The 26,944-nt window shown below is 58.3% G+C and carries 24 protein-coding genes; 1 reads left to right on the forward strand and 23 read right to left on the reverse strand.

Going from position 1 to position 26,944, the window contains the following annotated elements; genetic code table 11:
• Positions 1–24 precede the first annotated feature (24 nt).
• The 9 genes from BQ5462_RS00835 to BQ5462_RS00875 form a co-directional block, all read right to left on the reverse strand.
• Positions 25–1,332, reverse strand: coding sequence for an APC family permease (locus tag BQ5462_RS00835; protein ID WP_071141558.1), 1,308 nt, complete (start codon positions 1,330–1,332; stop codon positions 25–27).
• 3 nt (positions 1,333–1,335) lie between these two features.
• Positions 1,336–2,073, reverse strand: coding sequence for a gamma-glutamyl-gamma-aminobutyrate hydrolase family protein (locus tag BQ5462_RS00840; RefSeq protein ID WP_071141559.1), 738 nt, complete (start codon positions 2,071–2,073; stop codon positions 1,336–1,338).
• A gap of 148 nt (positions 2,074–2,221) precedes the next feature.
• Positions 2,222–4,642, reverse strand: coding sequence for a homocysteine S-methyltransferase family protein (locus tag BQ5462_RS00845; RefSeq protein WP_071141560.1), 2,421 nt, complete (start codon positions 4,640–4,642; stop codon positions 2,222–2,224).
• The gene (locus BQ5462_RS00850) at positions 4,639–5,337 is read right to left on the reverse strand and encodes a vitamin B12 dependent-methionine synthase activation domain-containing protein (RefSeq protein ID WP_071141561.1); all 699 of its coding nucleotides are present in this window, start codon (positions 5,335–5,337) and stop codon (positions 4,639–4,641) included. The genes BQ5462_RS00845 and BQ5462_RS00850 overlap by 4 nt, the downstream gene beginning before the upstream one ends.
• 16 nt (positions 5,338–5,353) lie before the next feature.
• Positions 5,354–6,217, reverse strand: a complete 864-nt coding sequence (locus BQ5462_RS00855) for a methylenetetrahydrofolate reductase (RefSeq protein ID WP_071141562.1) — start codon at positions 6,215–6,217, stop codon at positions 5,354–5,356.
• Between the two features lie 92 nt (positions 6,218–6,309).
• Positions 6,310–6,861, reverse strand: coding sequence for a phosphoribosyltransferase family protein (locus BQ5462_RS00860; protein WP_071141563.1), 552 nt, complete (start codon positions 6,859–6,861; stop codon positions 6,310–6,312).
• A 79-nt stretch (positions 6,862–6,940) separates the two neighbouring features.
• Positions 6,941–7,249 (reverse strand): hypothetical protein, encoded by a 309-nt coding sequence (locus tag BQ5462_RS00865; protein ID WP_071141564.1) that lies wholly within the window; start codon positions 7,247–7,249, stop codon positions 6,941–6,943.
• Positions 7,250–7,308: 59 nt separating this feature from the next.
• Entirely contained in the window at positions 7,309–9,417 is a 2,109-nt protein-coding gene (locus BQ5462_RS00870; RefSeq protein WP_071141565.1) for an RNA degradosome polyphosphate kinase, read from the reverse strand.
• Positions 9,418–9,419: 2 nt separating this feature from the next.
• A complete protein-coding gene (locus tag BQ5462_RS00875) occupies positions 9,420–10,976 on the reverse strand; it encodes a Ppx/GppA phosphatase family protein (protein ID WP_071141566.1) in 1,557 nt (518 codons plus the stop codon).
• Positions 10,977–11,142: 166 nt separating this feature from the next.
• Between BQ5462_RS00875 and BQ5462_RS00880 the strand changes: the two genes are divergently transcribed.
• Positions 11,143–12,675: a Ppx/GppA phosphatase family protein gene (locus BQ5462_RS00880; protein ID WP_071141567.1), complete on the forward strand. Its 1,533-nt coding sequence runs from the start codon at positions 11,143–11,145 to the stop codon at positions 12,673–12,675.
• Here the strand turns inward: BQ5462_RS00880 and BQ5462_RS00885 are convergent.
• The 14 genes from BQ5462_RS00885 to speE form a co-directional block, all read right to left on the reverse strand.
• Positions 12,672–13,601 carry a LysR family transcriptional regulator gene (locus BQ5462_RS00885; protein ID WP_071141568.1) on the reverse strand — a complete coding sequence of 310 codons (930 nt, stop codon included), beginning with the start codon at positions 13,599–13,601 and terminating at the stop codon, positions 12,672–12,674. The two genes, BQ5462_RS00880 and BQ5462_RS00885, sit on opposite strands and share 4 nt — an antisense overlap.
• Positions 13,602–13,661: 60 nt before the next feature.
• Entirely contained in the window at positions 13,662–14,858 is a 1,197-nt protein-coding gene (locus tag BQ5462_RS00890) for an ABC transporter permease (RefSeq protein WP_071141569.1), read from the reverse strand.
• On the reverse strand, positions 14,858–15,514 hold the full coding sequence (locus BQ5462_RS00895) for an ABC transporter ATP-binding protein (protein WP_071141570.1): 657 nt from the start codon (positions 15,512–15,514) through the stop codon (positions 14,858–14,860). The genes BQ5462_RS00890 and BQ5462_RS00895 overlap by 1 nt, the downstream gene beginning before the upstream one ends.
• 76 nt (positions 15,515–15,590) lie before the next feature.
• Positions 15,591–16,022: a hypothetical protein gene (locus BQ5462_RS00900; protein ID WP_071141571.1), complete on the reverse strand. Its 432-nt coding sequence runs from the start codon at positions 16,020–16,022 to the stop codon at positions 15,591–15,593.
• Between the two features lies 1 nt (position 16,023).
• Positions 16,024–17,889 (reverse strand): alkaline phosphatase, encoded by a 1,866-nt coding sequence (locus BQ5462_RS00905; RefSeq protein WP_071141572.1) that lies wholly within the window; start codon positions 17,887–17,889, stop codon positions 16,024–16,026.
• A 271-nt stretch (positions 17,890–18,160) separates the two neighbouring features.
• Positions 18,161–18,829, reverse strand: a complete 669-nt coding sequence (gene phoU, locus BQ5462_RS00910) for a phosphate signaling complex protein PhoU (RefSeq protein WP_071141573.1) — start codon at positions 18,827–18,829, stop codon at positions 18,161–18,163.
• A 13-nt stretch (positions 18,830–18,842) separates the two neighbouring features.
• A complete protein-coding gene (gene pstB / locus BQ5462_RS00915; RefSeq protein ID WP_071141574.1) occupies positions 18,843–19,628 on the reverse strand; it encodes a phosphate ABC transporter ATP-binding protein PstB in 786 nt (261 codons plus the stop codon).
• On the reverse strand, positions 19,621–20,493 hold the full coding sequence (pstA, locus tag BQ5462_RS00920; RefSeq protein WP_071141575.1) for a phosphate ABC transporter permease PstA: 873 nt from the start codon (positions 20,491–20,493) through the stop codon (positions 19,621–19,623). The genes pstB and pstA overlap by 8 nt, the downstream gene beginning before the upstream one ends.
• Before the next feature lie 3 nt (positions 20,494–20,496).
• On the reverse strand, positions 20,497–21,426 hold the full coding sequence (gene pstC, locus BQ5462_RS00925; RefSeq protein ID WP_071141576.1) for a phosphate ABC transporter permease subunit PstC: 930 nt from the start codon (positions 21,424–21,426) through the stop codon (positions 20,497–20,499).
• Entirely contained in the window at positions 21,419–22,321 is a 903-nt protein-coding gene (locus BQ5462_RS00930) for a phosphate ABC transporter substrate-binding protein (protein WP_071141577.1), read from the reverse strand. The genes pstC and BQ5462_RS00930 overlap by 8 nt, the downstream gene beginning before the upstream one ends.
• Positions 22,322–22,534: 213 nt before the next feature.
• Positions 22,535–23,749: a carboxynorspermidine decarboxylase gene (locus BQ5462_RS00935; RefSeq protein WP_071141578.1), complete on the reverse strand. Its 1,215-nt coding sequence runs from the start codon at positions 23,747–23,749 to the stop codon at positions 22,535–22,537.
• Positions 23,749–25,008, reverse strand: a complete 1,260-nt coding sequence (locus BQ5462_RS00940) for a saccharopine dehydrogenase family protein (RefSeq protein ID WP_071141579.1) — start codon at positions 25,006–25,008, stop codon at positions 23,749–23,751. Before BQ5462_RS00940 ends, BQ5462_RS00935 begins: the two co-directional genes overlap by 1 nt.
• 217 nt (positions 25,009–25,225) lie before the next feature.
• A complete protein-coding gene (gene speB / locus BQ5462_RS00945; protein ID WP_071141580.1) occupies positions 25,226–26,083 on the reverse strand; it encodes an agmatinase in 858 nt (285 codons plus the stop codon).
• The gene (speE, locus tag BQ5462_RS00950) at positions 26,070–26,936 is read right to left on the reverse strand and encodes a polyamine aminopropyltransferase (protein WP_071141581.1); all 867 of its coding nucleotides are present in this window, start codon (positions 26,934–26,936) and stop codon (positions 26,070–26,072) included. The genes speB and speE overlap by 14 nt, the downstream gene beginning before the upstream one ends.
• Between the last annotated feature and the right edge of the window lie 8 nt (positions 26,937–26,944).

The raw sequence follows: 26,944 nt of genomic DNA on the forward strand, positions 1-26,944 counted from the left end.
AGTAACCACTATCCACTAACCACTTTATGATTCTTCATTTTCCTGAATCAAACCCCGCTTCTTCTTATTGGCATACACGAAGTAATAGGGCAGGATCACCAGGCAGCCGCCCAGGCCCCAGATCAGCTGCATGGTTTTGGCGTTGGACAGCATCCAGAGGCTGGTGAGGAGGGCGATCACCGGAATGACGATGCCTCCGGGGATCTTGTAGGTCCGAGGACGATCCGCCCATTTCTTCCGGAACACGATGACCGCCAGACAGGTGGGCAGATACTGGGTGAACCGGGAAACGGCGCTGATGGCGGCCAGGGTGGTGAAACTGCCGCTCCAGGCCAGCAGGATGCTCAGTACGGCAATGACGATGCTGGCCACGTAGGGCGTTCCCCAGGGGGTCCGTCTGGCCAGTGCCGCAGGCAGCATACCGTCTTCTGCCAGGGAAGTGCAGGCCCGGGGTGCATAGAAGGATTCAGCCATGTTGATGCCGCCCATGGAAAGCAGCGTTCCCGCCAGGATGATGTACGCCCCAGCCGGCCCCAGGATCCGGCCCATGGCCGTCTGGATGGGGGCCTTGTCCGCGGCCAGTCCAGGCCCCAGGATGCCGATGGAGATGGCCACCACCAACATGTAAATCACGGTGACCAGCACCATGGTCAGGATGATGCCCCGGGGCAGATTCTTCTTGGGGTCCTTGAAGTCTTCCGCCCCCACGGCAATGGCTTCGAACCCGGTGAAAGCGAAGAACATGGTGATAGCCGCATTGGCAAAAGCCCCATCCTCCAGTTTCGCCGGCACGAACGGCGTAAAGTTGCTGCCGTTGATGAAGAAGATGCCCACAGTGATGAACAGCACCAGGGGTACCAGTTTGGACACGGTCAGGATATTGTTCAGGTACTTGGAGGCCTTGACCCCGGCGATGTTCAGCGCACTGAGGCCGCCGATCAGGATCGTGGCAATCACATCCTTGGCAAAGTCCCCGGCCAAGGCCGGGAAGGCGGCTCCCAGAGCCGTGGCGAAGCCCACCGCCATGGCAGCCCAGGCGATGATGGTCACCACCAGCTTCAGCACGCCCACTTCATACCCCCAGAAATCCCCGAAAGCCGCTTTGGCGTACAGGTACGGTCCCCCGTTCCGGGTGAAGAACCCGGCGGCTTCGGCGAAACACAGGGCCAGGGCCCCGGCCAGGCAGGCGTCGAACAGCAAAATACCCAGAGAGGCCGGCCCCATGAGGGCGTAGGCCCGGTTGGGCAGCAGGAAGATACCCGTACCGATGATGGAATTGATGCCCAGCAGGACGATGCTGAACAGGCCGAATTTCTCTTTTTTCTCCGTCATGTGCTAGTCCCTTTCTACAGCAGTGGCTGCGATGAAATCTTTAAAAATGGCTTTGGCCAGTTCATTGTTGATGGACATCATCTCCGGATGGAACTGATATCCCATCAGGTACTTTTTTCCAGTGCCTTCCAGGATCTCCACGGTGCCATCCTTGGCCCGGGCGGTGACCACCAGGTCTTTACCCACCCGGTGCACCGTCTGGTGATGGTGGGTATTGGTCACCCATTCTGTCCGGCCCAGGATCCGGGCAGCCCGGCTATCTGCCTGGATTTCGATGGTGTGGGTGGGGGTCGCCGGATCCTGGTTCTGGGAATGCTTCACATAGGAGTTTTTATCCAGAGACAGATCCTGGTACAACGTGCCGCCGTGGCCCACATTGATGATCTGGCAGCCCCGGCAGATGCCCATGACCGGGATCCCCCGGCGCTCGGCTTCCTGCAGCAGCAGCAGATCGAACCGGTCCCGGGCAGGCCACACAGGGCCGATCTGGCGGCAGGGTTCCTCCCCGTAGAGCAGGGGATACACATCATGGCCACCGCTGAGCACCAGGCCATCCACCCGGCTCATGATTTCTTTTGCTGCTTCCTCGTCTTCCGTAAAGGGCACCAGGATGGCCACCCCGCCGGCTTCGTTCACAGAACGGATATAATCATCATTCACATAGGATCTGTGATACCCGGCAAAAGGCCCATGGTCGTCCACCATATGGCTGCCGGAAATACCGATCAACGGTCTTTGCATGGAGTTCATCTTCTTTCAGTAATTGTGGCCCTCTGGGCGACCTGGGTCCGGTCTCCCCTTACGGGCAGACCCTACGCAGGAATCGTACGTCCCGCTGCAATCCGTAGGGACGGCCCATGAGGGACGTCCGTTCCCAGGTCTGTGGGGTTTATTTATGGAACAATTCGTTGGCATAATTCACGCTGGCCACCGCATTGGCACCGTAGAAATCGGCTCCAATGGTGCGGGCGTACTCGGCGGTCATGACGGCACCGCCCACCATGATTTTGCAATCGGGCAGTTCTTTATGCAGCAGCTTGATGGTATCTTCCATAGCCCCCACCGTTGTGGTCATCAGGGCACTGAGCCCCACCAGCTTCGCATCATGCTCCTTCGCCGCCTCCAGCACCGTCTCCGGCGGCACGTCCTTACCCAGATCGATGACCTGGTAGCCATAGTTCTCCAGCAGCACCTTCACGATGTTCTTGCCGATGTCGTGGATATCCCCCTTCACCGTGCAGATGACGATGGGTTCGCCTTTTTCGGTGCTGGCCCCGGTGGCGATGGACTGCTTCAGGATCTCGAACCCGGCTTTCGCCGCATCGGCACTGACAAGCAGCTGGGGCAGGAACAGCTTCTTCTTTTCGAACAGGTCCCCCACCACGTTCAGACCGGGGATCATGTCCTCATTGATGATGGCCAGAGCCGGTTTCCCATCCGCCAGTGCCTGGCGTACACCCTGTTCCACCTTGGTGGTCAGGCCCTTGATGATGGCCTGCTGGATGGAGGAACCCTGGTCCGCATTCACCGGTGCTCCGGAGCCATCGGCAGCCGGTGTTTTGGCCACCGCCACCAGCTGGGGTGCGTTGGCGAAGTATTCCACGTACTTCTTGCAGCCTGCGTCCTTGCCGCTGAGGGCCCCGTAAGCGATGTAGGCCTGCATCATGGGCGCGCTGTTGGGGTTGATGATCCCTGCCGATAGCCCGGCCTCCATGGCCAGGGCGAAGAAGGCACTGTTCACCGCATCCCGGCTGGGCAGCCCGAAGGAGATGTTGGACACCCCCATGACGGTCTTGATGTGCCGTTTTTTCAGCTGCCGGATCACCTCCAGGTCGATCTGGGCGTTCTCCCCGCCGGTGCTGATGGTCATGGCCAGCGGGTCCATGACCATATCCCTGGCCGGGATGCCATACTTTCCGGCTTCGGCGATGACCTTGTCCGCCACTTTCAGACGGCCTTCCGCCGTATCGGCGATACCGCCCTCATCCAGGCACAGGCCCACCAGCGCCGCCCCGTACTTTTTCGCCAGGGGCAGCACCTCTGCCATATTCTCCGCCTTGCCGTTCACCGAGTTCAGCAGGGGCCGGCCGTTGTAGATCCGCAGGGCCCGTTCCATGGCCTGGATGTTGGAGGTATCGATCTGCAGGGGTACGGAGGTAATGGACTGGAGGGTCAGGATCACCTTTTCGATCAGGGCCGGTTCATCCACTCCCGGCACGCCCACATTCACGTCCAGCACCTGGGCGCCCCTGTCCAGCTGCTCCAGGGCCAGCTGGCACACATAGTCCATGTTCTGGGCCTTCAGGGCTTCCTTCAGCCGTTTCTTCCCTGTAGGGTTGATCCGTTCCCCGATGATCACGGGCATGCCTTCGAAATCCACAGCCGTGCCATAGCCGCAGATGGCGCAGGGTGCTCCTGTGCGGGGTGCCGGCATGGGCAGGTCCCGGCAGGCTTTGATCAGGTTGGCGATGTGGGCCGGCGTGGTACCACAGCAGCCTCCCAGTACAGAGACTCCCGCTTCTGCAAAAGGCACCATCAAAGGCGCATAGCCCTCCGCGTCGATGTGGAACACCGTATGACCGTCCTTCTGCACGGGCAGGCCGGCGTTGGGATTGGCCACCAGAGGGATGTCCACCGCCTGCAGGGCCTGGGGAACCAGTTTCACCAGGGTATCGGGACCCTGGCCGCAGTTGAAGCCCACGGCCGCCACCCCCAGGGATTCCGCCATGACCAGGGCCGAGGTCACATCGGCTCCGTTCAGCAGCTTTCCGTCTTCATCGAAGGTGAAGGTACAGACAACGGGCAGGTCCGAGTTCTCCCTGGCTGCCAGGATGGCGGACTTGGCCTCATAGCTGTCGCTCATGGTCTCGATCAGGATCAGGTCCGCTCCTGCTGCAGCGCCGGCTTGTACCTGCTCCGCATACAGGGCCACCGCTTCTTCAAAGGGCAGGTCCCCGAAAGGCTGGAGCAGTTTGCCCGTGGGTCCCAGATCCAGGGCCACGAACCCTTCCCGGCCGGCTTCCGCAAAAGCGGCCCGGGCATTTTCCACACCGGCCTTCACCAGATCCGCCACTTCCGGCTGGTCATGGGCAGCGCCGAACTTCAGGCCGTTGGCCCCAAAGGTATTGGTCTTCAGGATGTCCACCCCGGCGTCCACATAGGACCGATGGATGGCCCGGACTTTCTCCGGGTGGAGCAGATTCCAGGTTTCCGGCAGTTCGCCGGGTTTCAGGCCGGCTTCCTGGAGCATGGTGCCCATGGCACCGTCAAAGAACAGACGCCGGCTATGCAACGCTTCTACAAAATTCATGGTTCCTCCTGACGAAAGGGACAGGTTACATTGCCGCAGGCGGCACATTTCGTCTTTTTGCCGCAGCGGCTTTCTTCTGTTTCAAAGGGGGGCTTCCCGGACCGGTCAATGCCGATCACGGCCGTGACGCTTTTGGTGGGAGCCATGATGCCTCCCGCCGTCAACGTCAGACCGATGGTCTTGGCACAATCCAGGAGCCGGAAGATTTTCTGCTGCTCGGCCAGGTCCCAGTCCCCGTAGCCCGGAGAAAACCGGGTGCGGTACTGCCACTCTGCCGGCAGGTCCTTTTTCCAGACGATTTCCTGCTGATCCAGGTAGCTTTCGATGAGGGACGCTGCCACCGCCTGGGCCGCCGCCCCCTCTGCGATGCTGCGCACACTGATCCGCCGCAGGGCGATGTCCACCCGGGTCCCCAGGGTGGCCCCGAACAGCAGCAGACGGTCACAGCCCTTGAGATGCCTGGCCAGGCCGCTGCTCACAAATTCCGTACCGTTTTCCAGGATCACCCGGCCCTTTTCGGGGCCTGCCCCCTGGACCACAGTACAGCTCCACTGCTGCAGGGTACTCCGGGGCTGCACTTCGTTGCGCAGCTGCAGGAAGGCCCGGTCCACAGTGACCACGGCCCGTTCATCCCCGGGCCGGGCTCCAAAATACCGCAGGGCCTCTTTTTCATCGAAGGGAATCCGCACTGCCATGACCGCCTCCCCCGCTTCAGCAGCGGATGATTTCGGACAGGCTGTTACGGATGCCGCCGATTACGTCCGGTTTGTTCATGGTATAGATGTGGATGTTGGAGAACCCGTTGGCGATCAGGTCCACGATCTGGCCGATGGCATAGGCCATACCGGCCTGCTTCAGGGCTGCCGGATGATCCGCGAACCGTTCTGCCATGGCCCGCAGGGGAGCCGGCACCGGCGTACCGCTCAGGGTAAAGATCTTCTCGATCTGCTTCAGGCTGGTCACCGGCATGATTCCGGCCACCACCGGCACATGGATGCCCTTGGCCAGCATCCGGTACATGAAGTTATAGAACATATCGTTGTCGAAGAACATCTGGGTCACCAGAAAGTCGCATCCGGCTTCCACCTTCATCCTGGTATGTTCCAGGTCCTCATCCAGGCTTTTGGCTTCCGGATGGCCCTGGGGATAGGTGGCCCCGCCCACGCAGAAGTCGCCGTAACTCTTGATCTTCTTTACCAGGTCACTGGCATGGGCATAGTCTCCCTGGATGCTGTCCATGCCGACAGGAAGATCCCCCCGCAGGGCCAGTACGTTCTGTACATGGGCATCCTTCAGCTGGTCCAGCACACCCTCGATGCGCTGTTCCGTTGCCCCTACGCAGGTGAGATGAGCCAGAGCCGGCACACCGCACCGCTCGATTTCAGACACCAGAGCCACGCTCTTGCCTACGGATGTACCGCCGGCCCCATAAGTGACACTCATGTAGTCCACCCCCTGGATGGCGATGGTCCGGGCGATTTCCTGGGCGTGTTCCAGTTCGCTGCCTTTCTTGGGCGGGAACAGTTCGCAGGAGACACAGACTTTTGGACTTTTTAACAGATCTATGATTTTCAAAGAAATACCCCCTCAGACAAAAAGAAACCGTATCGTTTCATTTTATAACAAAAAAGAAGCCGTCGCAAGCGACAGCTTCCATTCTCTAACGATCACTCCGCCTTGAACAGCGGCAGGTTTGCCAGGACGATGATATCCTTCCGGCCGATGGAATCCCCTTCGGCCAAAATGGCCATGTGGCCGTTCACCGTACCGCCGGCTTTGGCCACCAGTTCCTCCAGGGCTTTCATGGAACCCCCTGTACTGATCACATCGTCCACCAGTGTCACCTTGTGGCCCCGTACCAGATCGATGTCCTCATCCTGCAGGCACAGCATCTGCCGCCCCTTGGTGGTGATGGATTCATCTTCCACCACCAGCGGATGTTCCATATAGGCCTTGATGGATTTCCGGGCCACGATGTAGCGGTCCATCCCCAGGATCCTTGCCATGGCGTGGACCAGCGGGATGCCTTTGGTTTCCGCAGCCATAAGGATTTCCGTATCGGCAGGCACCTTCTTCGCCAGTTCCGCAGCAGACTTTTCCACCATTTCCGTATCGCCCAGGATCACAAATCCGGCGATGGCCAGGGTATCCGAAATATTCAGCACCGGCAGGGACCGTTTCAGCCCCGCCACTTCCAGTTCATAAAATCGTTTTGCCACGATCAGTTCCTCCCATTTCCCGACTTATCCACAATATCCACAGGGGGAATGTTCATAAGTGGATAACTCTGTGCATAACTTACAAATCGTTGGTCATCCGGGGCGGCATACTCCATTCCACCAGCACACCGGTATTGACCCACAGCCGGGTCAAGGCCTGCTGGCAGTCCTGCCAGCTTTTCTGCGGATCCACGGTCACTTCCCCAAAATGGTAGGTACACTGGTCCGTGGGAACTTCCATGGTCTTGGGGCTGGATAAGAAATCCCGCACCTTCTGGGCCGCCTCCTCCGCATCCGGAATGAAGACGGTCATTTCGTGGGTCTCTTCGTTATAATCCAGATAGCCGTAATGGCCCTGGTAATTTAAAGTAACACTTTGCACTGCCATGGTTTCTCAACGCACCTCTCTCTATGATACATCATTATATCACAAAACCATAGCTGTCGTCATTCTTCCTTGTGTTCCATGGGTTTCAGCCGCTGTTCCATGGGCATGCTCTTTTTGGGTGCGTTCTTCATGGCCCGCTGCATCAGGGCGGCCTGCACGCTGATCCGCTGGTGGCCATGGGCGTAGCTGCGGCGCCAGGTTCCGTTGGCCAGCATCACATGGGCCCCCACATTGTCCTTCAGGCACAGGTCCAGGAATTCCTTGATCCGGTCGATATGGGCCTTCCGTTCCACCGGGAACAGCAGTTCTACCCGGTCATTCAGATTCCGGGGCATCATATCTGCACTGGAAAGGTACAGCTCTTCGTTGCCGTTGTTGGCAAAGTAGTACACCCGGCTGTGTTCCAGGAAACGGCCAATGATGGAACGTACGGTGATGTTTTCGCTGACGCCCTTGATGCCCGGTCTCAGCCCGCAGATCCCACGCACGATCAGTTCGATCTTCACCCCGGCCTGGGAGGCTTCATAGAATTTCCGGATCACCGGCTGGTCGATCAGGGAGTTCATCTTGGCAATGATATGGCCCCGGCCGCCGTTCTTCACGTTGGCAATCTCCCGGTCCACCAGTTCATAGATTTTTTCCCGCAGACCGATGGGAGCCATCACCAGCCGGTTGAATACCGGCGGTTCCGAATAGCCGCTGAGTACATTAAAGAACGCGGAGGCATCCTGGCCGTACTGGTCATTGGCGGTCAGGAGGCCCAGGTCGGTGTACAGCCTGGCTGTCTTGTCGTTGTAGTTGCCGGTACCCAGGTGCACATAGCGCCGGATCCCATCTTCTTCCTTGCGGACGATCAGGATGATCTTGGAGTGGGTTTTCAGGCCCATGAGGCCGTAGATCACGTGGCATCCGGCCTTTTCCAGACGGCGGGCCCACACGATGTTGTTCTCTTCATCGAACCGGGCCTTCAGTTCCACCAGGGCTGTGACCTGCTTGCCGTTCTCGGCAGCCCGGGCCAGGGCAGCCACCAGAGGAGAGTTGCCGCTGACCCGGTACAGGGTCTGCTTGATGGCCAGCACCTTGGGGTCTTCCGCGGCGGTGGCCAGCAGCTTGACGATGGGGTCGAAGCTTTCGTACGGATGGTGCAGCAAAATGTCGTGTTCCCGGATCTTCCCAAACAGATCCTCGGTATCGGGCAGTTCCTCCGGCTGCTGGTTCACATAGGGCGTGAACTTCCACTGGTCCATGCCCGGCTGGTCGATGAACTTGTTCAGGAAGGTCAGGTCCAGGGGCCCGCCGATTTCATACACATCCCGGGGTTCCAGGTCCAGGCTGCGGACCAGGAAATCTTTCAGGTACCGGTCATCGGTGGTACAGATTTCCAGCCGCACTGCGACCCCCCGTTTCCGCTTCCGCAGGGACCGTTCGATTTCCTTCATCAGGTCCTGGGTGGCATCCTCCTCCACTTCCAGATCGGAGTCACGGGTGATCCGGAAGGGCACCATATCCACAATGGTAAGCCCCTTGAACAGATCCTGGCAGTGTTCCATGATCAGGTCTTCCAGGAAGATGTAGCTGCGTTTCCCTTCCTGTTCCACCAGAGAAATGAACCGGGGAAGCACGGAGGGGACCTGTACGAATGCCACCCGCTGTTCCCCCTTCTTGTTGCGCAGTTCCACGGCGATGTTCAGGGTCTTGTTGGCCAGGAAAGGGAAGGGCCGGGCCGCGTCCACCGCCATGGGGGTCAGTACCGGGAACACCATTTCCTGGTAGTAGGCTTCCAGCTCCTGCCGCTGCTCCGGGTTCACGTCCTTGACCCGCAGGAATCGGATATCGTTCTTTTCCAGCTCATTCAGCAGGGCAAAGAAATACCGGTATTTCAGTTTCATCTGGTTGTGGGCCGACAGGGAGATTTCCCGCAGCTGGTCCGCCACCGTAAGCCCGGCCGCATCCACCCTGTCCACACCGGCAGCTTCCTGCTCGATGAGCCCGGCCACCCGGACCATGAAGAATTCATCCAGGTTGGAGGCGGAAATCGCCACGAACCGCATCCGTTCCAGCAGCGGAAGGGTCCGCACCCCCGCTTCCCGCAGTACCCGCAGGTTGAATTTCAGCCAGCTCAACTCCCGGTTCACATAATATTCCGGTCTGTTCAAATCGATTTTCATCCTTATGCCTCCACTCTTTCCAGTACGGGCTGTACCCCAAACACTTCTTCAAAGAAACTGCCCCTTTTGGCAAATACCCATTCCTCCAGGGACAGATCATGCCGGCTTTTGGCTCTGATTTTCAGTTCATTGCCCTTCAGATTCATCTTGCAGCCGGTAATCTTCTGCCGGCCACTGATATCCATGGAATCAGCCAGGCGCAGGATGGCTGCCAGTTTGGCCACCAGCGGAAGGATATCCGTTCCAAAGTCCCTGGGTTCCGAACCGTTCAGTTCCGGCCGGTCCAGGGTATACAGATAAGAAATCTGGGCGATGGTGTGGCACTGCTTGACGCTGAAGCCCAGCAGGTCCGCACAATCGATCAGATAGTAGTTATACCGGTCATAGGTCCGCATGGAGGCATACTTGCCGATATTGTGCAGGTAAGCCGCCGCCCGCAGCAGGATCTTGTCCTCCTGATCCAGTCCCTGGCTGGGAGCCAGGGTATCGAACAGCTGGCAGCACATATGCTCCACCCAGGCCGCATGGGGGGCATCGTAGTGGAACCGGGCACCGATGCTGCGCACCAGGCTCATCTGCAGTTCCAGCATCTCTTCCAGAAATGCCGGATCCAGCTGCCGGGCGATGTACAGGCTCTTCATACCGTCGATGAACCGGTCCTCAGGCATAAAGAGCCGTCTGGCCCGGGTCATCTTCATCAGCAGGTGGCACAGGGAAATGGCCGGCTGGGCCACTTCCATTTCTTCCTGGGGCAGATGGAACAGCTTCTGCAGCTGTACATCATTATACCGGTGGACCTTTTCATAGAAGGCGGCCACTTCCTCCGCCGTAAAGGAAATGCTTTTTTTCTGTTTCTTCCCATCGCCGAACAGATCCAGCAGCACCTGGCTTTCCGTCCCGGTCAGCAGCAGGGTCTCGATGTCTTCTCCTTCCAGTTCCTCGGCCACCACGCCGATCCGGTCCTGGAGGTATTCGTTCAGGGCCTGTTCGAAATGGACGCTGGAGCGTTCGTTCCGGGTAAACTGTTCCTTCAGCCGTACCAGTCCCACATGGAGGTTCTGCTGGAACTTCACTTCCCTGCCCCTCAGGTAGGTCAGGCCCAGTCCGCCGGAGGAAATATCCGCCAGCAGCATGCCGGTGTTACCGTCCAGATGGATATTCTTCACTTCCATGTTCCGCATGAGGGAGGCCATCTTGGTGTAGATTTCCCGGCTCATGTTGATGACTTCGATCTGGAAACCGGTCTTCACTTTGATCTGGTCCAGGAAATACGTCCGGTTCTCCGCTTCCCGCACCGCGGTTGTGGCCTGCAGCAGATATTCCTTCACGCCATATTCCTTCATCACCTGGCGGTAGCCCTTCAGGATGGCCACGATTTCCAGCATGGTCTGGAAGGAAATCTTATGGGTCTGGAAGGTCTCTTCCCCCAGGTGTACCTTGTTCCGCAGTTCCGTTACGATCCGGACATCATCCAGACCCGTATATTCGATCAGCTGCATGGTGATGTTTTCGGACCCCAGATGGATCACCGCAGCTGAACGCAGTTTTTTCTTTGCCATAGCTTCCTCCTCACAGTCGATATAACCCGGTTCTGTCTACCCGCCGGGGGCCAATCGTGATATACTTAAATCAGTTTATCACTTCTATTTATAGAAAAGAACAGTGTTTACAGTTTCTTTGACATTTTCTGTACTGTACCAGGACGCTGTTGAATCGGGGGTTTGTATGAAACGTATTGCCATCATCGACGTAGGATCCAACTCCGCACGTCTCGTCATCATGGAGGTCCATTCCTCCACTGCCTGCAACCTGGTGTACAACCAGAAAGATCCCTTGCGGCTGGCCCTGAAAACGGACAAGAAAGGCTGCCTGACCGAGGAGGCCTTCGCCGCCACCACCCTGTGCATGAAGAACTTCGCCGCCATGTGCAGGCTGTACCATGTGGATGAGACCATTGCAGTGGCCACTGCCGCCATGCGGAATGCTCCCAACGGGGCCAAGCTGGCCAAAGCCGTTTCCCAGGCCTCAGGCATCAACCTGGAAATCATCTCCGGCAAAACGGAAGCCTCCCTGTCCTACCTGGGGGTCATCAACACCATCGATGTAAAGGACGCCGTGGTGTTCGACCTGGGTGGTGCTTCCACCGAAGTGATCCTGGTCCGGGACCGGAAGCTGGTGGAAAGCGTCAGCCTGCCCATCGGGTGCGTGAACCTGACCAAAAATTTCAAGCTGAACAATGTGGTGGACCCCGATGCCCTGAACCAGATGCGCCGGGCCATCAGCCAGCAGGTGCAGAAAGCCCCCTGGATTGCCGGCTGCGGCCTGCCTCTGGTAGGGGTAGGCGGTACGGCCCGTTCCATCGGCAAGATCGAACAGAAACGGGCCAAGTATTTCACCTCCAAGCTCCACAATTACCAGTTTGCCCTGCAGGATTTCAAGGAATGGTACAAAACCCTTCCGGGCACCACCCTGGCCACCCGGCGGCGCATCCCCGGCCTTTCCAATGACCGGGCCGATGTGATCATCGCCGGTGCCTCCATCATCAAAGCCCTGGCCGACCGGAGCAAGGCACGGAAAATGATCGTCTCCGGCTGTGGGCTGCGGGAAGGCCTGTTCTCCCAGTACCTGCACCAGCACACCAGCAAACCTCTGATCACCCCCGATATCCTGGACACCGCCCGGGAAAACATGATCCATCTGTATTCCCCCGACGAGGAACACTGCCGGCTGGTGGCCAAATACGCCCTGCAGCTGTTCGACGGCTGGCAGTCCCTGCACAAACTGGATCCGAAAAAATGGAAGCCCCTGGTGGAAACCGCCGGACTGCTCCATGACATCGGGATCACCATTAACTACTACAACCACACCCGCCACAGCGGGTACCTGATTGAAAACGGCAAGCTGTTCGGCCTGAACCATCTGGATGTGGTGTACACTGCCATCCTGGCCGCCTGGCACCATGGCATGAACCGGGGGTACCTGCGGAACAAGCCCTACCGGAAGCTGATCCCAGAAGCCGATCTGAAACGGCTGAGCAACGGATCCCTGCTGCTGGCCCTGGCTGAATGTCTGGATTATACCCAGACCGAGACCATCGAAAGCATCGAGCCGGCACTGGTCAATGGCAATGCCGTGCTGACCCTCACCACCAGCCGTACCCCCTCGGTGGAACTGCAGATGCTCCAGGGCATGACCAAATGGTTCCGCAAGAACTTCGGCTGCAGCCTGACGGTGGTGGTCAAGGAACAACAAAATTAATCGTTTGCAGGACTGCCTTCGTGCAGTCCTTTTATATACCGTTCCAAAGCGGTCACGTAGGCCTGGCCCAGGCGGCTCAGATGGGTCTGCTTGTGGGTCAGCAGCCCGATGTGCATCTCTCCCTCCTTGCGCAGGGGTACGGCGATGATGCTGGCACCGTTCAGTTTCTGGTCGATGACGCCGCTGCACACGGTATAGCCGTTCAGCCCGATCAGCAGGTTGAACAGGGTGGCCCGGTCACTGACCCGGATATTCCTGGAACGGACCACGGTGCTGAAGATTTCTTCCGAGAAGTAGAAGGCGTTGTGGTCCCCCTGGAGGTAGCTCAGATAGGGATAGGGCGCCAGCTCCTCCATGGATACGCTTTTCCGGCCCGCCAGCGGATGGTCCGAATTCAGGAACACATGGGGCTTGGCCACAAACAGCTCCCGGAACTCCAGGTCGTTGGCCTTGAAGATCTTATGGAGCACCGCCCGGTTGAACTCATTGTAATACAGGATCCCGATTTCGCTGCGCATATGGGCCACATCATCGATGATGGTATAGGTCTGGGTCTCCTGCAGGCTGAAATCATAGGTGTCGCCCCCATATTCCTTGATCAGGTCTACAAAGGCATTCACGGCAAACGAATAGTGCTGGGTGGAAACAGTGAATTCCTGTTTTCCCCCGGCTTTTTTCTTGTAGCGGGTTTCCAGCAGATCCGCCTGTTCCAGCACCTGCCGGGCGTACCCCAGGAAGATTTCCCCATCCCTGGACAGATGGACCCCCTTGTTGGTACGCTCAAAGATCTGGATGTTCATCTCTTTTTCCAGTTCCCGCACCATCTTGGTCAGGCTGGGCTGGGTGATGAACAGTTCCCGGGCCGCTGCGCTGAAGGTCCCTGCCTCCGCAATGGCCACGATGTACCGCAATTGCTGTAATGTCATACGTATACCGCCTTTTCTTGAATTTCGCTTTTGTGATTCTTTCAGATTATAGCATACCCCTTACAGATAGGGGGCAATATCCTTTCTCCGGAGCAGCCACAGGGGAATCATCCCCCCTGCGGTTCCCGCTGCGGTCAGGATCACCGGGACCAGAACTCCCTGCCACAGGGGCAGCCGGCTGATTTCCACAGCCGCGTGCTGACCGATTCCGGCCGCTGCCAGGACACTGCCGCCCCAGCCCAGGAGCCAGCCCAGTCCACTGCCCATGGCCAGAAGCAGGAACTGTTCCACCAGGAGGATTTCCTGGATCCTGGACAGATCGGCCCCCAGGGCCCGCAGCAGGGCCCATTCCTCCATACGGGATGTACCATCCCAGTACAGGGCCAGCAGGGTCACCAGGGTGGCAGCCGCCAGCAGGCCGCCGGTAATCAGCATCCAGAATTGACGGCTCTGTCCCACCATCCCGTACAGGGCGATCAGGCTCTGGGCCGGGAAGATCAGCTGGGAAGGACCGCTTTTTTTCCGCTGCCAGGCAGCCAGAAGCTGCATGGCCTGCCCGTATCCGGTGGGGCGGACCAGGATGGCTGTCACGTCTCCCTTCTGTCCCGGCTGAAGGGCTTCCCCATGGCCCTGATGGGCCTCCCAGATGTCCCTCAGAGGAACCAGGATGGCTTTGTCATAGGGACCATGGACCGGTTCCAGGATGCCCACCACCTTGTAGGGATGGTTGTGGGCCTTTCCTTTGGCGATGAATCCATGGTTGGACTGGAACGTATCCCCCAGTTTCAGGCCGGTGAGCCGGGCCGTATCAGCGCCCAGTACCGCTTCCCCCTCGCCGGTGAAGCCTCTGCCCTGGGCCGGTTTCAGCCAGGGATGCGATTCCCCGGGCACCTGATAGGTAAAAATGTCCTTTTCGGCGCCACAGAGCCGGAATCCCCGGTAACTGTCCCCGAAGGCCAGAGGCAGGACCTGGCTGGTCTTTCCGTTCTGGCGCAGGACTTCCACTTCACTGTAGGGAATGTTCCCGATGGGCCGATCCTGAAGGAACACCGTATTGAGCACCAGCTGATAGGGCGAACCCTTGGCTCCCGCCAGGATGGGAAAAGGAGCGGCCGCCCGGTTCAGCCCCTGGTACAGGCCGCCGGCCAGCTGGATCACGAATACCGGAAGGGCACAGGCGATGGCTGTCAAAAGCAGCAGGATGCCATAGCGAAGAGGCCGCCTCCACAAAGACAGCCAGGCAAAACGCAGGACCATCAGTCTTCCTCCTTCCGCAGTTCCAGGCGCCGGGCAAACCGTTTCTGTACCGCCGGATCGTGGCTGGCGCACAGCAGCATGCAGCCACTGTTTTTTTGATAAGACAGCAGCAGTTCCATCAGACGGTCGCTGTTGCGCCCATCCAGGTTGGCGGTGGGTTCGTCGGCCAGCAGCAGCCGCGGTTGGCGCACAATGGCCCGGACAAAGGCAGCCCGTTGGCGTTCGCCGCCGCTGAGCTGCCGGGGAAACCGGTCCTCACAGCCGGGCAGATCCACCTTCCGGAGCAGACTCTCCAGTTCCTCCAGGGCCACCCTGCGCCCTGCCAGCCGGGCACTGATCCGGATATTTTCCCCAATGGTCAAAAAAGGCAGCAGCTTGGGTTCCTGGAACACATACCCCAGATTCGCCCCCCGCCACCGGGCCCGTTCCTTTTCTGACAGCGTGTCCACCCTCACCCCGTCGATGCGGATTTCTCCCCGGGTGGGGGACAGCAAACCCGAAAGGCAGTGGAACAGGGTGGTCTTACCGCTGCCGGAAGGGCCTGTAACGCCGCAGGCCTCCCCATCGGCCAGCTGGAAGCTGGGCAGGACCAGGCCCCGTACTTTTTTCCCTTCTGCTTCCGGGTATTCACACAACAGATCGGTTACCTGCAACATGTTCATTCTCCTGTCTGACAAGCAAAAAAGGAGGATGCGCGACTGTTTGCACAGTCTCCATACCTCCTGATTCGCGTTATTGGTCTATGGAGTCAGCCGTAATGCGCAGCTGGCTGACAAATCCGGTATCCGGATCCGTTTCACTGCCCACTTCCAGGGTACCCGTCACCGAAATGGGGGTATCATAGGGCAGGGCCGTTACCGGATCGGACAGTTTCACCACCACAATATTGTCCGGCCAATCAGCGTCTGTGGAGCAGAACGGACACACGGACATGGGCACCTCCGTCAACACGAAGAAGCGGATGGTAGGGGTCAAAGGCGGTGCCATATATCCGGTCATGGTCACAGTGCTCCCGGCCAGGTCCTGGACTTTATCTGAAAAGGTCAACCCTTCCGAAGAATAGCCGCTGTAAAGTTCATCAAAAGACAGACCCTCTGCCGCTGCCGGGAAGGCCACTGCCACACTCAGGGCCAATGCCAGCAGGACACGTTTCAGCCAGGCCATGTTATTTCTTGTCCCTGGTCAGTTGATATTTGGTGTGGTTGGCGTCCACCCCCAGGGCCCGCAGCATCCCGAAGAAGACTTCGGTGTTGTCCATGGTGCCCTTGAAATATTCGGAACCGGGGCCGCCGGCGTTCAGCAGGATATCATCGGCACTGTGGCATTCCTGCGGATCGTCCTTCGGGGTATTGGCCGGCATCAGTTCCGCCGGATCTCCCGGATGGATACGGGCCGGGTTGGCCTTGGAGCTGGCCTTGGATACCTGATGGAATTCCACTTTGTCACCGATGGTGGACTGTTCCTGTTTGGTTTCCGTTACGGACAGGGCCGGCGGAGTCGGTTTCTTCATGAAGTGGTAGTTTTCGTAGTATTCCGGATGGTTGGCGTACTGCACGGCCAGGGTTACATCGGGATCTGGGTTGTCGGGGAAGCCATCGTGGTCTGCATCCTTGAAGGTGGGGAAGATGGAGTTCTGGTAAACCCGTACGGCTTCCGTGCCCTTCTTGCCGTCATGTTCATGGTAGGTACCGCTGATGGATACGCCGTGTGCATGGTCCGCCAGGACGATGATCAGGGTATCGTTGCCCCGTTTCTGGTTCCATTTTTCCGCATATTCGATGGCTTTGTCGAATTCAATGGTATCATACGCAGCCCGCTGCCAATCCATCACGTGCAGCTGCTTGTCGATGGATGCGCCTTCGATCATGGCGAAGAAACCGTTGGGGTTCTGGGACAGGATGTCCAGGCCCTTCCTGGTCATGTCCATCAGGTTGGGCTGATCGGTGAATCCTTTCAGCACCTGGGGATCCTTCAGCATTTCCCGGTCGATGTACACGTTCATGGTACCGGTATGGAAAAGGCCCAGCAGGGGTTTGTTGTTGGGAGCGGCCTTCATTTCGGTGGAAGTGCCGGCAAAGGTGTAGCCCAGATCCTTGAATTCGTTGATGACGTTTTCGTTGTCCTTCCGTTTGGACCCAGGGGTGCTCTTGGGGATGTACCGGGCCGAGCCGCCGCCCATGATCACATCGGGGCGATGGTAGGCTTCCAGGTAGCTGGAGGCCAGCACGTCCTGGGCAGCACGACGGCGGGTATGGCCGATCATGGCAGCAGGGGTGGCGTCTGTGGATTCCGCCTGGGTGATCACACCGATGGACATGCCCCGGGTCCGTTTCAGGATTTCAGAGATGTTTTCCACTTTGGGGTCATCCAGAGGATCCTTGGTGGAGTCTTCGTATACGCCCATGGCGTTCACCACGGATTTGTGGCCGGTGGCATAGGCAGACGCGGAGTTGGCGCTGTCGGTGACCAGGGAATCATAGCCGCTGGTGGTAATGACCGCGTTGTGGTCCAGTTTTTCCATGGCCAGCAGGTCGTTGTACTTGCCGTTGGTCATGCCCTTGGACAGGATCCGGGCGATTTCACGGGCCTGCAGACTCATGCCGTCCCCTACGAACAGGATCACGTTCCTGGCCCGTTTGGGAGCCTTTTCGTTGACCACCGTATATCCGGCAGCCGAAACGCCCTTTCCGTCAGCATCCTGGGCCGTTACTTTGACGGCGTAGGAGCCGGTCTTGGGGAAGGTCACCCCGTCAGCCCGGTAGGAAACCACACCGTTGCCCAGATCTTTGGCTTCCAGTTTCTTGCCAAAGAATTTGTCAGCCGGCTGGCCGTTGACCGTGATGTCAACGTTCTGCAGGTTCCTGGCCCCTTTCACTTCCACGTCGAAGTCGAATTTGGCCCCTGCCCAGAATTTTGCCTTGTCCACGGGCAGGATGCGGACTTCAGCCGCTTCCACACCGGGCAGCACGCCCATAAGGGAACCGCCGGCTACAACCGTCAGGATTGCGCGTTTCAGCCACTTGTTATTCATACCTTTTGCCTCCTATACTCTTCCCTGTGCTGGTAGATGCCCAGGGTTACGATTGAACTTGGTACATGATTACTATAGAAGAGGTGTGTCAGGTTTGAGTCAAGGCTTTGTATAATTTGTGTCAAATTTAAAGGGTGTGAAAAAATACTTTTTCACACCCCGTCACTAGTCACTAGTCACTAGTCACTAGCCACTAGCCACTAGCCGATGGAAGCCAGCTGACGCTGGCGAAATAAAGGCGCTGTGGATGATTTTTTCACAGCGCCTTCTTTCAATCCATGGTGAACCCGTTGTCGCCTTTCAGCAGGTTCTTTTTCATATACAGCACCCAGTTTCCGATGTTGGTCCCGTGGTCAGCCGTGCGTTCCATATATTTCAGCAGCAGCACATAGTCCACATAGGAAGCCACATCTTCCGGGTCTTTCTTGATTTCATCGGTCAGGGTGGGCAGGATCCGTTCAAAATCCGCATCCACAATATCGTCCTTGTCGCCGATGTAGCGGGCTTTTTCGTCGTCCCCTTCCAGATAGCACCGGAAGCTTTCTTCCAGCAGGGCCTGCATGTCCTCGTACATTTCCCGGAACCCTGCCGGAGCCTTCACCACCGGTTTCCGTTCCAGGATCCGGGCGATGTACAGCGCCATATCGGAGCAGTGATCCGCAATCCGTTCCAGTTCACTGAGTACCCGGAACGTACCCATCAGCAGACGCCAGTCGGAGGCCACCGGGGATTGCAGCACCTGGATGGTCAGATCCTTCCGCATGATTCCCCGGATCATTTCGTCGAACTTGTCGTCCCCGTCCCGTACCAGCCGGGCCTTGTCCAGATCCCCGGTAAACAGGGCATCCTTGGTTTCCTCCAGGGTCTTTTCCAGGGTGCCGATCAGATCCCGCACCTGGTCCTGGATTTCGATCAGATCCTTGATGTAAGCGTCTCTCATAGCGTCTCCTCTCTCAACCGAACCGACCCGTGATATACGATTCCGTCCGAGGTTCGGAAGGATTGGTGAACAGGGTTTCGGTATCATTCATTTCCACCAGCTCGCCCAGGTAGAAGAACGCCGTCTTGTCGGAAATACGGCTGGCCTGCTGCATGTTGTGGGTGACGATGACGATGGTGTACTCCTTTTTCAGTTCCAGGGCCAGGTCTTCGATCTTCTGGGTGGAAATGGGGTCCAGGGCAGAAGTGGGTTCATCCATGAGGATGACGGAAGGCTGGGCAGCCAGGGTCCGGGCAATGCACAGACGCTGCTGCTGCCCGCCGGACAGGCCCAGGGCACTTTTGTCCAGCCGGTCTTTCAGTTCGTCCCAGATGGCAGCCTGCCGCAGGCTTTTTTCCACGATTTCCGTCAGCTGGGCCTTGTTGGTGATGCCCTGCACACGGGGTCCGTAAGCCACGTTATCGAAAATGCTCTTGGGGAAAGGAGAAGGCTGCTGGAATACCATACCGACACGGTACCGCAGGGCCAGCGGATCCACTTCCTTGAAGATGTCCTTCCCCTCGAACAGGATCGTCCCTTCCACCCGGCAGCCGGACACCCAGTCGTTCATCCGGTTCAGGGTCTTCAGCAGCGTGGATTTCCCGCAGCCGGAAGGTCCGATCAGAGCGGTGATCTCGTTGCGTTTCACTTTCATATTGATATCTTTCAGCGCCTGGTGTTTGCCATAAAACAAATTCAGGTGCTGGATGTCGAAGACCAGCTCTTCCGGAGAAGCGGTCTTCTGTTCAGTCTCATTCATCTGCAGTTCCCTCCATCTTCTTTTCCAGGCGCCAGCTGATATACCGGGCCAGCACGTTGAACAGGACCACCACCAGCATCAGGATGGCGGAGGTCAGGCCGGCGATTTTCCCGGCATCGGGGCTCAGGGCCTCGGTCCGCATGACCCATACGTGCAGGGCCAGGGTTTCGCCGGGCCGAAACGGGTTCAGCGGGCACGTGGCCGAACTGAGATCCCAGTTGCTCCAGTCGATGTCCGTACTCATGCCGGCGGTAAACATCAGCGCGGCAGCTTCCCCGAACCCACGGCCGGCAGCCAGGATCAGGCCGGTCATGATCCGGGGCAGACAGGCAGGCAGCAGCACGTTCCAGATGGTCTGCCACTTGGAAGCGCCCAGTCCCAAGCTGCCCAGGGTGTATTCCGGCGGAAGGTCTTTCAGGGCGTTTTCCGTAACGGAAACCATGAGAGGCAGGGTCAGGATGGACACCGATAAGGCACCGGCCATCAGGTTCCACTGGGAACCGGTCATCACGATGAAGACCAGGTAACCGAACAGGCCGACTACAATGGAAGGCAGGGAAGACAGGGTCTCCACAGCCATCCGGATCCAGTTGGTCAGTTTCCCGTCCGTGGCATATTCTGCCAGATAGACCCCGGCAGGAATGCCCCACAGGGCACTGATGATCAGGGCCAGCACCACCAGGTACAGGGTATTGAAGAACATATCCCGGATGCCCAGCAGCATGTCACTGCTCAGGCCGGAAATGCCCTGGCCCACCACCAGGGCAATGAATGCGAAGAGCAGGATGGCAGAGCCATAGGCTCCGGCGGTGAACAGCCCGCTCATGAGCCGATTCATGGCTCTTTTATGTGCTAAACCGTTCATGGCTTACTCCTCCTCTTTCAGTTTCATGGGATCTTTTCCGAAATGGTGGATGATAAAGATCAGGATAAAGGAAATCACGAACAGCAGCAGGCCCAGGGTCCACAGGGCTGCACTGTATTCGCCGCCTTCCATGGCACCGCCCATATCGTTGGCGATCACCGTGGTCATGGTGGATGCCGGCAGGAACAGGGAGGTGGGGAACCGTTTCATCTGGCCGATGACCATGGCCACCGCCAGGGCTTCACCCAGGGCACGGGCCAGGCCCAGCACCACCCCGGTGAAGATCCCCCGCTGGGCAGCAGGCAGGATCACGTTGCGGATGGTTTCCCAGCGGGTGGCCCCCAGGCCATAGGAAGCATCCCGCCAGCTCCTGGGGACAGCCAGCATGGCGTCGGCGGCCATGGTGGTGATGACCGGGAAGATCATCACGGCCAGGACCAGTGCCGCGGCCAGCACGGAAAAGCCGAAGGGCATGGGGAAGATCTTGCGCAGGAACGGTACCAGGACCGTCAGACCCACCCAGCCGTAAATTACAGAAGGGATACCGGTGAACATTTCTACAATGGGGCGGATGATCCGCTGTACGGCCGGACCGGCCATTTCCGACATGTAGATGGCGGCTGCCAGGCTCACCGGCAGGGCAATCACCAGGCTCAGGAAGCAGGTAACCAGGGAGCCGCTGATGAACATGGCCGCCCCCACCTGGCCACCGCCTTCCATGGTATCACTGGGTTTCCAGGCTCCGGAGAACAGGAACTCGGTGATGCTGTGCCCAAAATCCCAAAAGGTGCCGCTCCCCTTCACCAGAAGGAAAGCGGCCATCAGGAAAGGAAGCAGGGCCGCTGCAATGCCACAGGCCGTGATGACGGACTGTGACAGAGCCTCTTTGCGGTGGACCTGCGTCAATTTTTTCGTTACCGTTTCATCAATCATGAGCGGCATCTTTGACTTGCATCTTGCTGCTGACACCATACCCCAGCTCCTCGATCCGTTTGCCATAGTCGGCAGACAACAGGTAATCCAGGAAAGCTTTTACAGCGGCTTTCGGATTTTTCTTGGTGTAAACATGTTCATAGCCCCACACATTGTATTTGCCGGAGTAGGTGTTTTCCAGAGTGGGAGCCACACCGTCGATGGAAATGGTGGCAACCGTGTCATTCCTGGTCAGGTAGGGCAGGGCCACATACCCGATGGCGCCCTTGTTCTGGGCTACGCTCTGTACCAGCAGGCCGGAGTTATCGGTTTCCAGGGATTTGTTGGAAGCTTCTTCCGCACCGCCCAGGGCATATTTGGCGAACAGGGCACGGGTACCGGAAGTCTTGGGCCGGGTTACCAGGGTAATGGGTTCATCCGGGCCGCCCACTTCTTTCCAGTTGGTGACTTTGGCCGTGAAGATATCGGTCAGCTGTTGTTTGGTCAGGCTCTTGACTTTTTCGGCCACGTCCTTGTTCACAATGGTGGCAACCGTCATGACGCAGATCTTATGGTCTTCCAGTTCAGCTGCTTTTTCTTTCGGCAGTTTGGAGGCTGCAGGCACATCGGAGTTCCCCATGTCTACGGAACCTTCAGAAACCTGTTTCAGGCCCATGCCGGAACCGCCGGCGTTCAGGCTGATGCTCACATCTTTATGCTGTTTCTTGAAGCTTGCCGCTGCATCCTTGACCAGAGGCAGCAGGGCAGAAGAACCGGAACCGGTAATGTTGCCGCTGACTGCAGCCGGTTTCTTGGTATCTGCCGCTTTTTGTCCGCCGCACCCTGCAGCGCCCAGGACCATCATCCCGGCCAGTACCGTAACGGCCAATTTTCTCCATTTGCTTTTCAACATCATCTCATCGCTCCCTTGTCATTCTTCAAGATGGTAGGTTTTGTTTTTGCTATAGCTATAAGATATCAGCCCAATGTAAAAACTAAAGGCAGGGTATTGTAAAGAATTGTAAAAAATGAAACGGGAGCTGTGAAGGATTTCACAGCTCCCGTTCGTGGTTAGTGATTCGTGATTAGTGACTAGCAAATTCCGTCTACGAATGACCAGTGACTATTTTTACTTCCCCAGCCTCATCTTGAAATCTTCGTACCCGAAGTGCTTCAGGACTTTCACCGTTCCGTCCTCTTCCAGCACGTCGATGTCCGGCAGGGGCATTCCGTTAAATGTGTTGTTCTTGCAGGTGGTGTAGATGGCCATATCGCCGAACAGCAGCAGGTCCCCCACTTCCAGGTCTCCGTCGAAACTGTAGTCCCCCACCACGTCTCCGGACAGGCAGGTGGCACTGCCCAGGCGCCAGGTTTTCTGCTTTTCGCCCTGGTCCCCGGCACCATAAAGCGGCGGCCGATAGGGCATCTCCAGTACGTCCGGCATATGGCAGGCAGCGCTGGTGTCCAGGATGGCAATGTTCACATCTCCGTTCCGTGTCACGTCCAGTACCCGGGTGGCCAGGTAGCCGGCGTTCAGGGCACAGGCCTCACCCGGTTCCAGGTACACGGTGACGCCCCATTGTTTCTGAGCCCACCGGATGCATTCCTCCAGCAGGGGGATGTGGTACCCCGGGCGGGTGATGTGGTGCCCGCCCCCCATGTTCACCCATTCCATCCGGGGCAGCACATCGCCGAACTTCTCTTCTACAGCCCTCAGGGTGGTCTTCAGATCATCCGCATCCTGTTCACACAGGGTATGGAAGTGGATCCCGTCCAGAAGGTCCACCAGGTCCGGCGTCATCTGGGCCTCCCACTGGGTCCGTGTGGTGCCCATGCGGCTCCCGGGGGAACAGGGATCATAGATGGCATGGCCCTCCTGGGTGGAGCACTCCGGATTGATCCGCAACCCCAGGCTCTTCCCCGCTTTTTTGGCCATGGGCCCGAAGGTGGCCAGCTGCCGGGGCGAGTTGAACACGATGTGGTCCGCCACCTGGCAGACCTCTTCCATCTGGTCCGCCCGGTAGGCGCCGCAGAACACGTGGACTTCCTTGCTGCCCATTGCCTCCCGGCCCAGCCGGGCTTCGTACAGACCACTGGCCTCGGTGCCGGCCACATAGGGTTCCAGCACCGGATACAGGTCATAGTTGGAAAAGGCCTTCTGGGCCAGCAAAATCCGGCAGCCCGTCCGGTCCTGCACCCCCTTCAGGATTTCTCCGTTGTGGCGCAGGGCCGCCTTGTCCAGGATGTAACAGGGGGTCGCCAGCTGCCCGAAGGCCTGTTCCGGCGACTTTTCCCCCAAACCGGCAAAAGCGGGACGATTGTCCCGCACCTTCTGCCAGTCCATTATTTCACCAGTTCCGGATGGCTGGATTCGCTCTTGGGCAGGCCGTATTTATCCAGCGCAGCCAGGAACGGATCCGGATCCAGTTCTTCCACAGTGTGTACGCCCGGTTTCGTCCATTTGCCGGTCAGCAGCATCAGGGCACCGCACATGGCCGGTACGCCGGTGGTGTAGCTGATGGCCTGGCTGCCCACTTCCCGGTAGCAGGCCTGATGGTCGCACACATTATAGATGTAGTAGGTCTTGTCCTTGCCGTCCTTCTTGCCGGTGAAGATGCAGCCGATGTTGGTCTTGCCCTTCGTCCGGGGCCCCAGGCTGGCCGGATCCGGCAGCAGGGCCTTCAGGAACTTGATGGGAACGATTTCATGCCCTTCGAAGTTGATGGGCGTGGTGGACAGCATCCCCACATCCTCCAGGCAGTGCATATGGTCCAGATAGCTCTGGCCGAAGGTCATGAAGAAGCGGATCCGCTTCACCCCGGGGATGTTCTTGGCCAGGCTTTCGATTTCTTCGTGATGGAGCAGGTACATGTCCTTTTCGCCCACCTGGTCGAAGTTGTATTCCCGTTTGATGCTCATGGCCGGTACTTCCACCCAGTGGCCGTTTTCCCAGTAGCTGCCGGGAGCGGAGACTTCCCGCAGGTTCACTTCCGGGTTGAAGTTGGTGGCAAAGGCATAGCCATGGTCGCCACCGTTGCAGTCCAGGATGTCGATGGTATCAATGGTGTCGAATTCATGCTTCTGGGCATAGGCACAGTAAGCCTGGGTCACGCCCGGGTCGAAGCCACAGCCCAGCAGGGCGGTCAGACCGGCCTTTTCGAATTTTTCTTTGTAGGCCCATTGCCAGCTGTAATCGAAGTAGGCAGAGAAGCCTTCCTCCTTACAGCGCTTTTCGTAAATGGCCCGCCATTTGGGATCGTCGGTGTCTTCCGGTTCGTAGTTGGCCGTATCCATGTAGTTCACGCCGCAGGCCAGGCAGGCATCCATGATGGTCAGATCCTGGTAGGGCAGGGCGATGTTCATGACCAGGTCGGGCTTGTAGCTCTTGATCAGGTCGATGACCTGGTCCACATGATCAGCGTCCACCTGGGCGGTGGTCACTTTCGTTTGGGTTTTGCCGGCCAGTTTGGCGGCCAGGGCATCGCATTTGGATTTGGTGCGGCTGGCAATGCACAATTCCGTGAACACATCACTGGCCTGGCAGCATTTCTGGATGGCGACGGAAGCCACACCGCCGCAGCCGATAACAAGTACTCTACTCATGGAAATCCCCTCCTCAGGTATACAGTGAATCTATAGGTAGAAAAGCAGTTAAAATACATTGTGTCCCCCTGCGACGGAGACGACGAATAGGAGTCTCCTAGTCCCGTGGAAAAGGGGGAAAGGACCCGCTTGCGGGTAGGGGGTCCCACACCCGATGTGCAACCCCTCCACCAGCCATTCGGCTGGTCCCCCTCCCCTTTCAGGGGAGGACAAATCTTTATTTGCACAGCGCCAATAACAGCTCGCGCACCACCTTGCAGGCCACGGCCGTGGACGTGCCGCTGGCGTCCAGCATGGGTGCCAGTTCATTCACGTCGGTGCCCACCACGTTGGTGCGGGCCACCAGCCGCAATGCGTTCAGCAGCTGCATGAACGATACGCCGCCGGCCTCCGGGGTCCCGGTGCCCGGGAACACGGACGGATCCAGGCAGTCCAGGTCGATGGTGAAATACACGGGCTTGCCGCTTTTTTCCAGCTTCTCCACCAGCTGCTGCAAGGTGCCGAAGCTGAAGGGATGCAGGTCCGTATGCTTCTTGGCGAACTGCCATTCCGCCCGTTCCCCGCTGCGGATGCAGAACTGGTGGATCTTCCCGTCCCCCACCAGGTCCCAGCACCGGCGCAGCACACAGGCATGGCTCAGTTTGGCACCCAGGTAGTCATCCCGCAGATCCGTATGGGCATCGAAATGGATGATTTCCAGATCCGGATATTTCTTGAAGACCGCCCGCACGGCCCCCAATGTCACCAGGTGTTCGCCCCCCAGCATGAAGGGAAGCTTTCCGTCCCGCAAAATGGTGGCCGTCCGCTGCTCGATGTCCTGCAGGGCCATTTCGGAACTGCCGAAGCACAGCTCCAGATCGCCGCTGTCGAAGATGTCGTAGTCTTCCAGATCCTTATCCTGGTAGGGACTGTAGGTCTCCAGCCCGAAGCTTTCATGGCGGATGGCCGAAGACCCGAACCGGGCCCCGGGCCGGAAGCTGGTAGTGGAGTCAAAGGGCGCCCCGAACAGGACGATTTTCGCATCCTCGTAGGGTGCTTCACAGGCCAGGAAGGTCTCCACATTATTTTTCAGCATTGTCTTCCACCTCTTTCAGCATCTCCTCCAGGAAGGCCGGCAGCCAGAAGGCGCCCACGTGCAGCCGGGTGGTGTAATACCGGGTATGCATGTTCAGGGCTTCCCAGGCCGGGGCGTCCAGGTCGTTGATGGGGTGGTACTTCTTGCTGGCGAAGCCGAAGGTCCAGTAGCCCGCCGCGTAGGTGGGGATGTGGGCCTGGTACACCTTGCTGATGGGGAACGTGCTGACGATGCGCTGGTGGCTCCGCTGCATGGCGATGGCGTCTTCCTTATAGAAGGGACTGCCCTGCTGGTTCACCATGATGCCGTCTTCCCGCAGTGCGTTGTAGCAGCTGCCGTAGAATTCCCGGGTGAAGAACCCTTCGGACGGTCCGAAAGGATCCACGGAATCCACGATGATCAGGTCGTAGCTGTTTTCCCGATGGCGGATGAATTTCAGCGCGTTCTCAAAATAGATATGTACCCGGCGGTCGTCCATCCGGCAGGCATTCCCCGGCAGATAGTTCCGGCAGGCTTCCACCACCATGGGATCCATCTCCACCAGGTCGATTTTCTCCACCCGGTCGTAGCGGGTCAGTTCCCGTACCACGCCGCCGTCCCCGGCGCCGATCACCAGGATGTCCTTGATGCCCTTGTGCACTGCCATGGGCACGTGGGTCATCATCTCATCGTAGATGAACTCATCCCGCTCGGTCAGCATCACATTGCCGTCCAGCGTCAGGACCCGGCCGAACTCCGGTGTCTCAAAGATATCGATCCGCTGGAAATCACTTTGCTTGGAAAACAGATGACGATCCACCCGCAGGCTGTGTTTCACATCCGGCGTATGGAATTCGCTGAACCACATTTCCATTGGTATTT

It is taken from the genome of Acidaminococcus timonensis, from assembly GCF_900106585.1.
Taxonomy (GTDB): domain Bacteria; phylum Bacillota; class Negativicutes; order Acidaminococcales; family Acidaminococcaceae; genus Acidaminococcus; species Acidaminococcus timonensis.

What these genes read in the sequence shown, in the direction of transcription:
- BQ5462_RS00835 (WP_071141558.1), bottom strand. Translation starts at nt 1,332, where the DNA reads ATGACGGAGAAAAAAGAGAAATTCGGCCTGTTCAGCATCGTCCTGCTG.
- BQ5462_RS00840 (WP_071141559.1), bottom strand. Translation starts at nt 2,073, where the DNA reads ATGCAAAGACCGTTGATCGGTATTTCCGGCAGCCATATGGTGGACGAC.
- BQ5462_RS00845 (WP_071141560.1), bottom strand. Translation starts at nt 4,642, where the DNA reads ATGAATTTTGTAGAAGCGTTGCATAGCCGGCGTCTGTTCTTTGACGGT.
- BQ5462_RS00850 (WP_071141561.1), bottom strand. Translation starts at nt 5,337, where the DNA reads ATGGCAGTGCGGATTCCCTTCGATGAAAAAGAGGCCCTGCGGTATTTT.
- BQ5462_RS00865 (WP_071141564.1), bottom strand. Translation starts at nt 7,249, where the DNA reads ATGGCAGTGCAAAGTGTTACTTTAAATTACCAGGGCCATTACGGCTAT.
- BQ5462_RS00870 (WP_071141565.1), bottom strand. Translation starts at nt 9,417, where the DNA reads ATGAAAATCGATTTGAACAGACCGGAATATTATGTGAACCGGGAGTTG.
- BQ5462_RS00875 (WP_071141566.1), bottom strand. Translation starts at nt 10,976, where the DNA reads ATGGCAAAGAAAAAACTGCGTTCAGCTGCGGTGATCCATCTGGGGTCC.
- BQ5462_RS00880 (WP_071141567.1), top strand. Translation starts at nt 11,143, where the DNA reads ATGAAACGTATTGCCATCATCGACGTAGGATCCAACTCCGCACGTCTC.
- BQ5462_RS00885 (WP_071141568.1), bottom strand. Translation starts at nt 13,601, where the DNA reads ATGACATTACAGCAATTGCGGTACATCGTGGCCATTGCGGAGGCAGGG.
- BQ5462_RS00890 (WP_071141569.1), bottom strand. Translation starts at nt 14,858, where the DNA reads ATGGTCCTGCGTTTTGCCTGGCTGTCTTTGTGGAGGCGGCCTCTTCGC.
- BQ5462_RS00895 (WP_071141570.1), bottom strand. Translation starts at nt 15,514, where the DNA reads ATGTTGCAGGTAACCGATCTGTTGTGTGAATACCCGGAAGCAGAAGGG.
- BQ5462_RS00900 (WP_071141571.1), bottom strand. Translation starts at nt 16,022, where the DNA reads ATGGCCTGGCTGAAACGTGTCCTGCTGGCATTGGCCCTGAGTGTGGCA.
- BQ5462_RS00905 (WP_071141572.1), bottom strand. Translation starts at nt 17,889, where the DNA reads ATGAATAACAAGTGGCTGAAACGCGCAATCCTGACGGTTGTAGCCGGC.
- phoU (WP_071141573.1), bottom strand. Translation starts at nt 18,829, where the DNA reads ATGAGAGACGCTTACATCAAGGATCTGATCGAAATCCAGGACCAGGTG.
- pstB (WP_071141574.1), bottom strand. Translation starts at nt 19,628, where the DNA reads ATGAATGAGACTGAACAGAAGACCGCTTCTCCGGAAGAGCTGGTCTTC.
- pstA (WP_071141575.1), bottom strand. Translation starts at nt 20,493, where the DNA reads ATGAACGGTTTAGCACATAAAAGAGCCATGAATCGGCTCATGAGCGGG.
- pstC (WP_071141576.1), bottom strand. Translation starts at nt 21,426, where the DNA reads ATGATTGATGAAACGGTAACGAAAAAATTGACGCAGGTCCACCGCAAA.
- BQ5462_RS00930 (WP_071141577.1), bottom strand. Translation starts at nt 22,321, where the DNA reads ATGATGTTGAAAAGCAAATGGAGAAAATTGGCCGTTACGGTACTGGCC.
- BQ5462_RS00935 (WP_071141578.1), bottom strand. Translation starts at nt 23,749, where the DNA reads ATGGACTGGCAGAAGGTGCGGGACAATCGTCCCGCTTTTGCCGGTTTG.
- BQ5462_RS00940 (WP_071141579.1), bottom strand. Translation starts at nt 25,008, where the DNA reads ATGAGTAGAGTACTTGTTATCGGCTGCGGCGGTGTGGCTTCCGTCGCC.
- speB (WP_071141580.1), bottom strand. Translation starts at nt 26,083, where the DNA reads ATGCTGAAAAATAATGTGGAGACCTTCCTGGCCTGTGAAGCACCCTAC.
- speE (WP_071141581.1), bottom strand. Translation starts at nt 26,936, where the DNA reads ATGGAAATGTGGTTCAGCGAATTCCATACGCCGGATGTGAAACACAGC.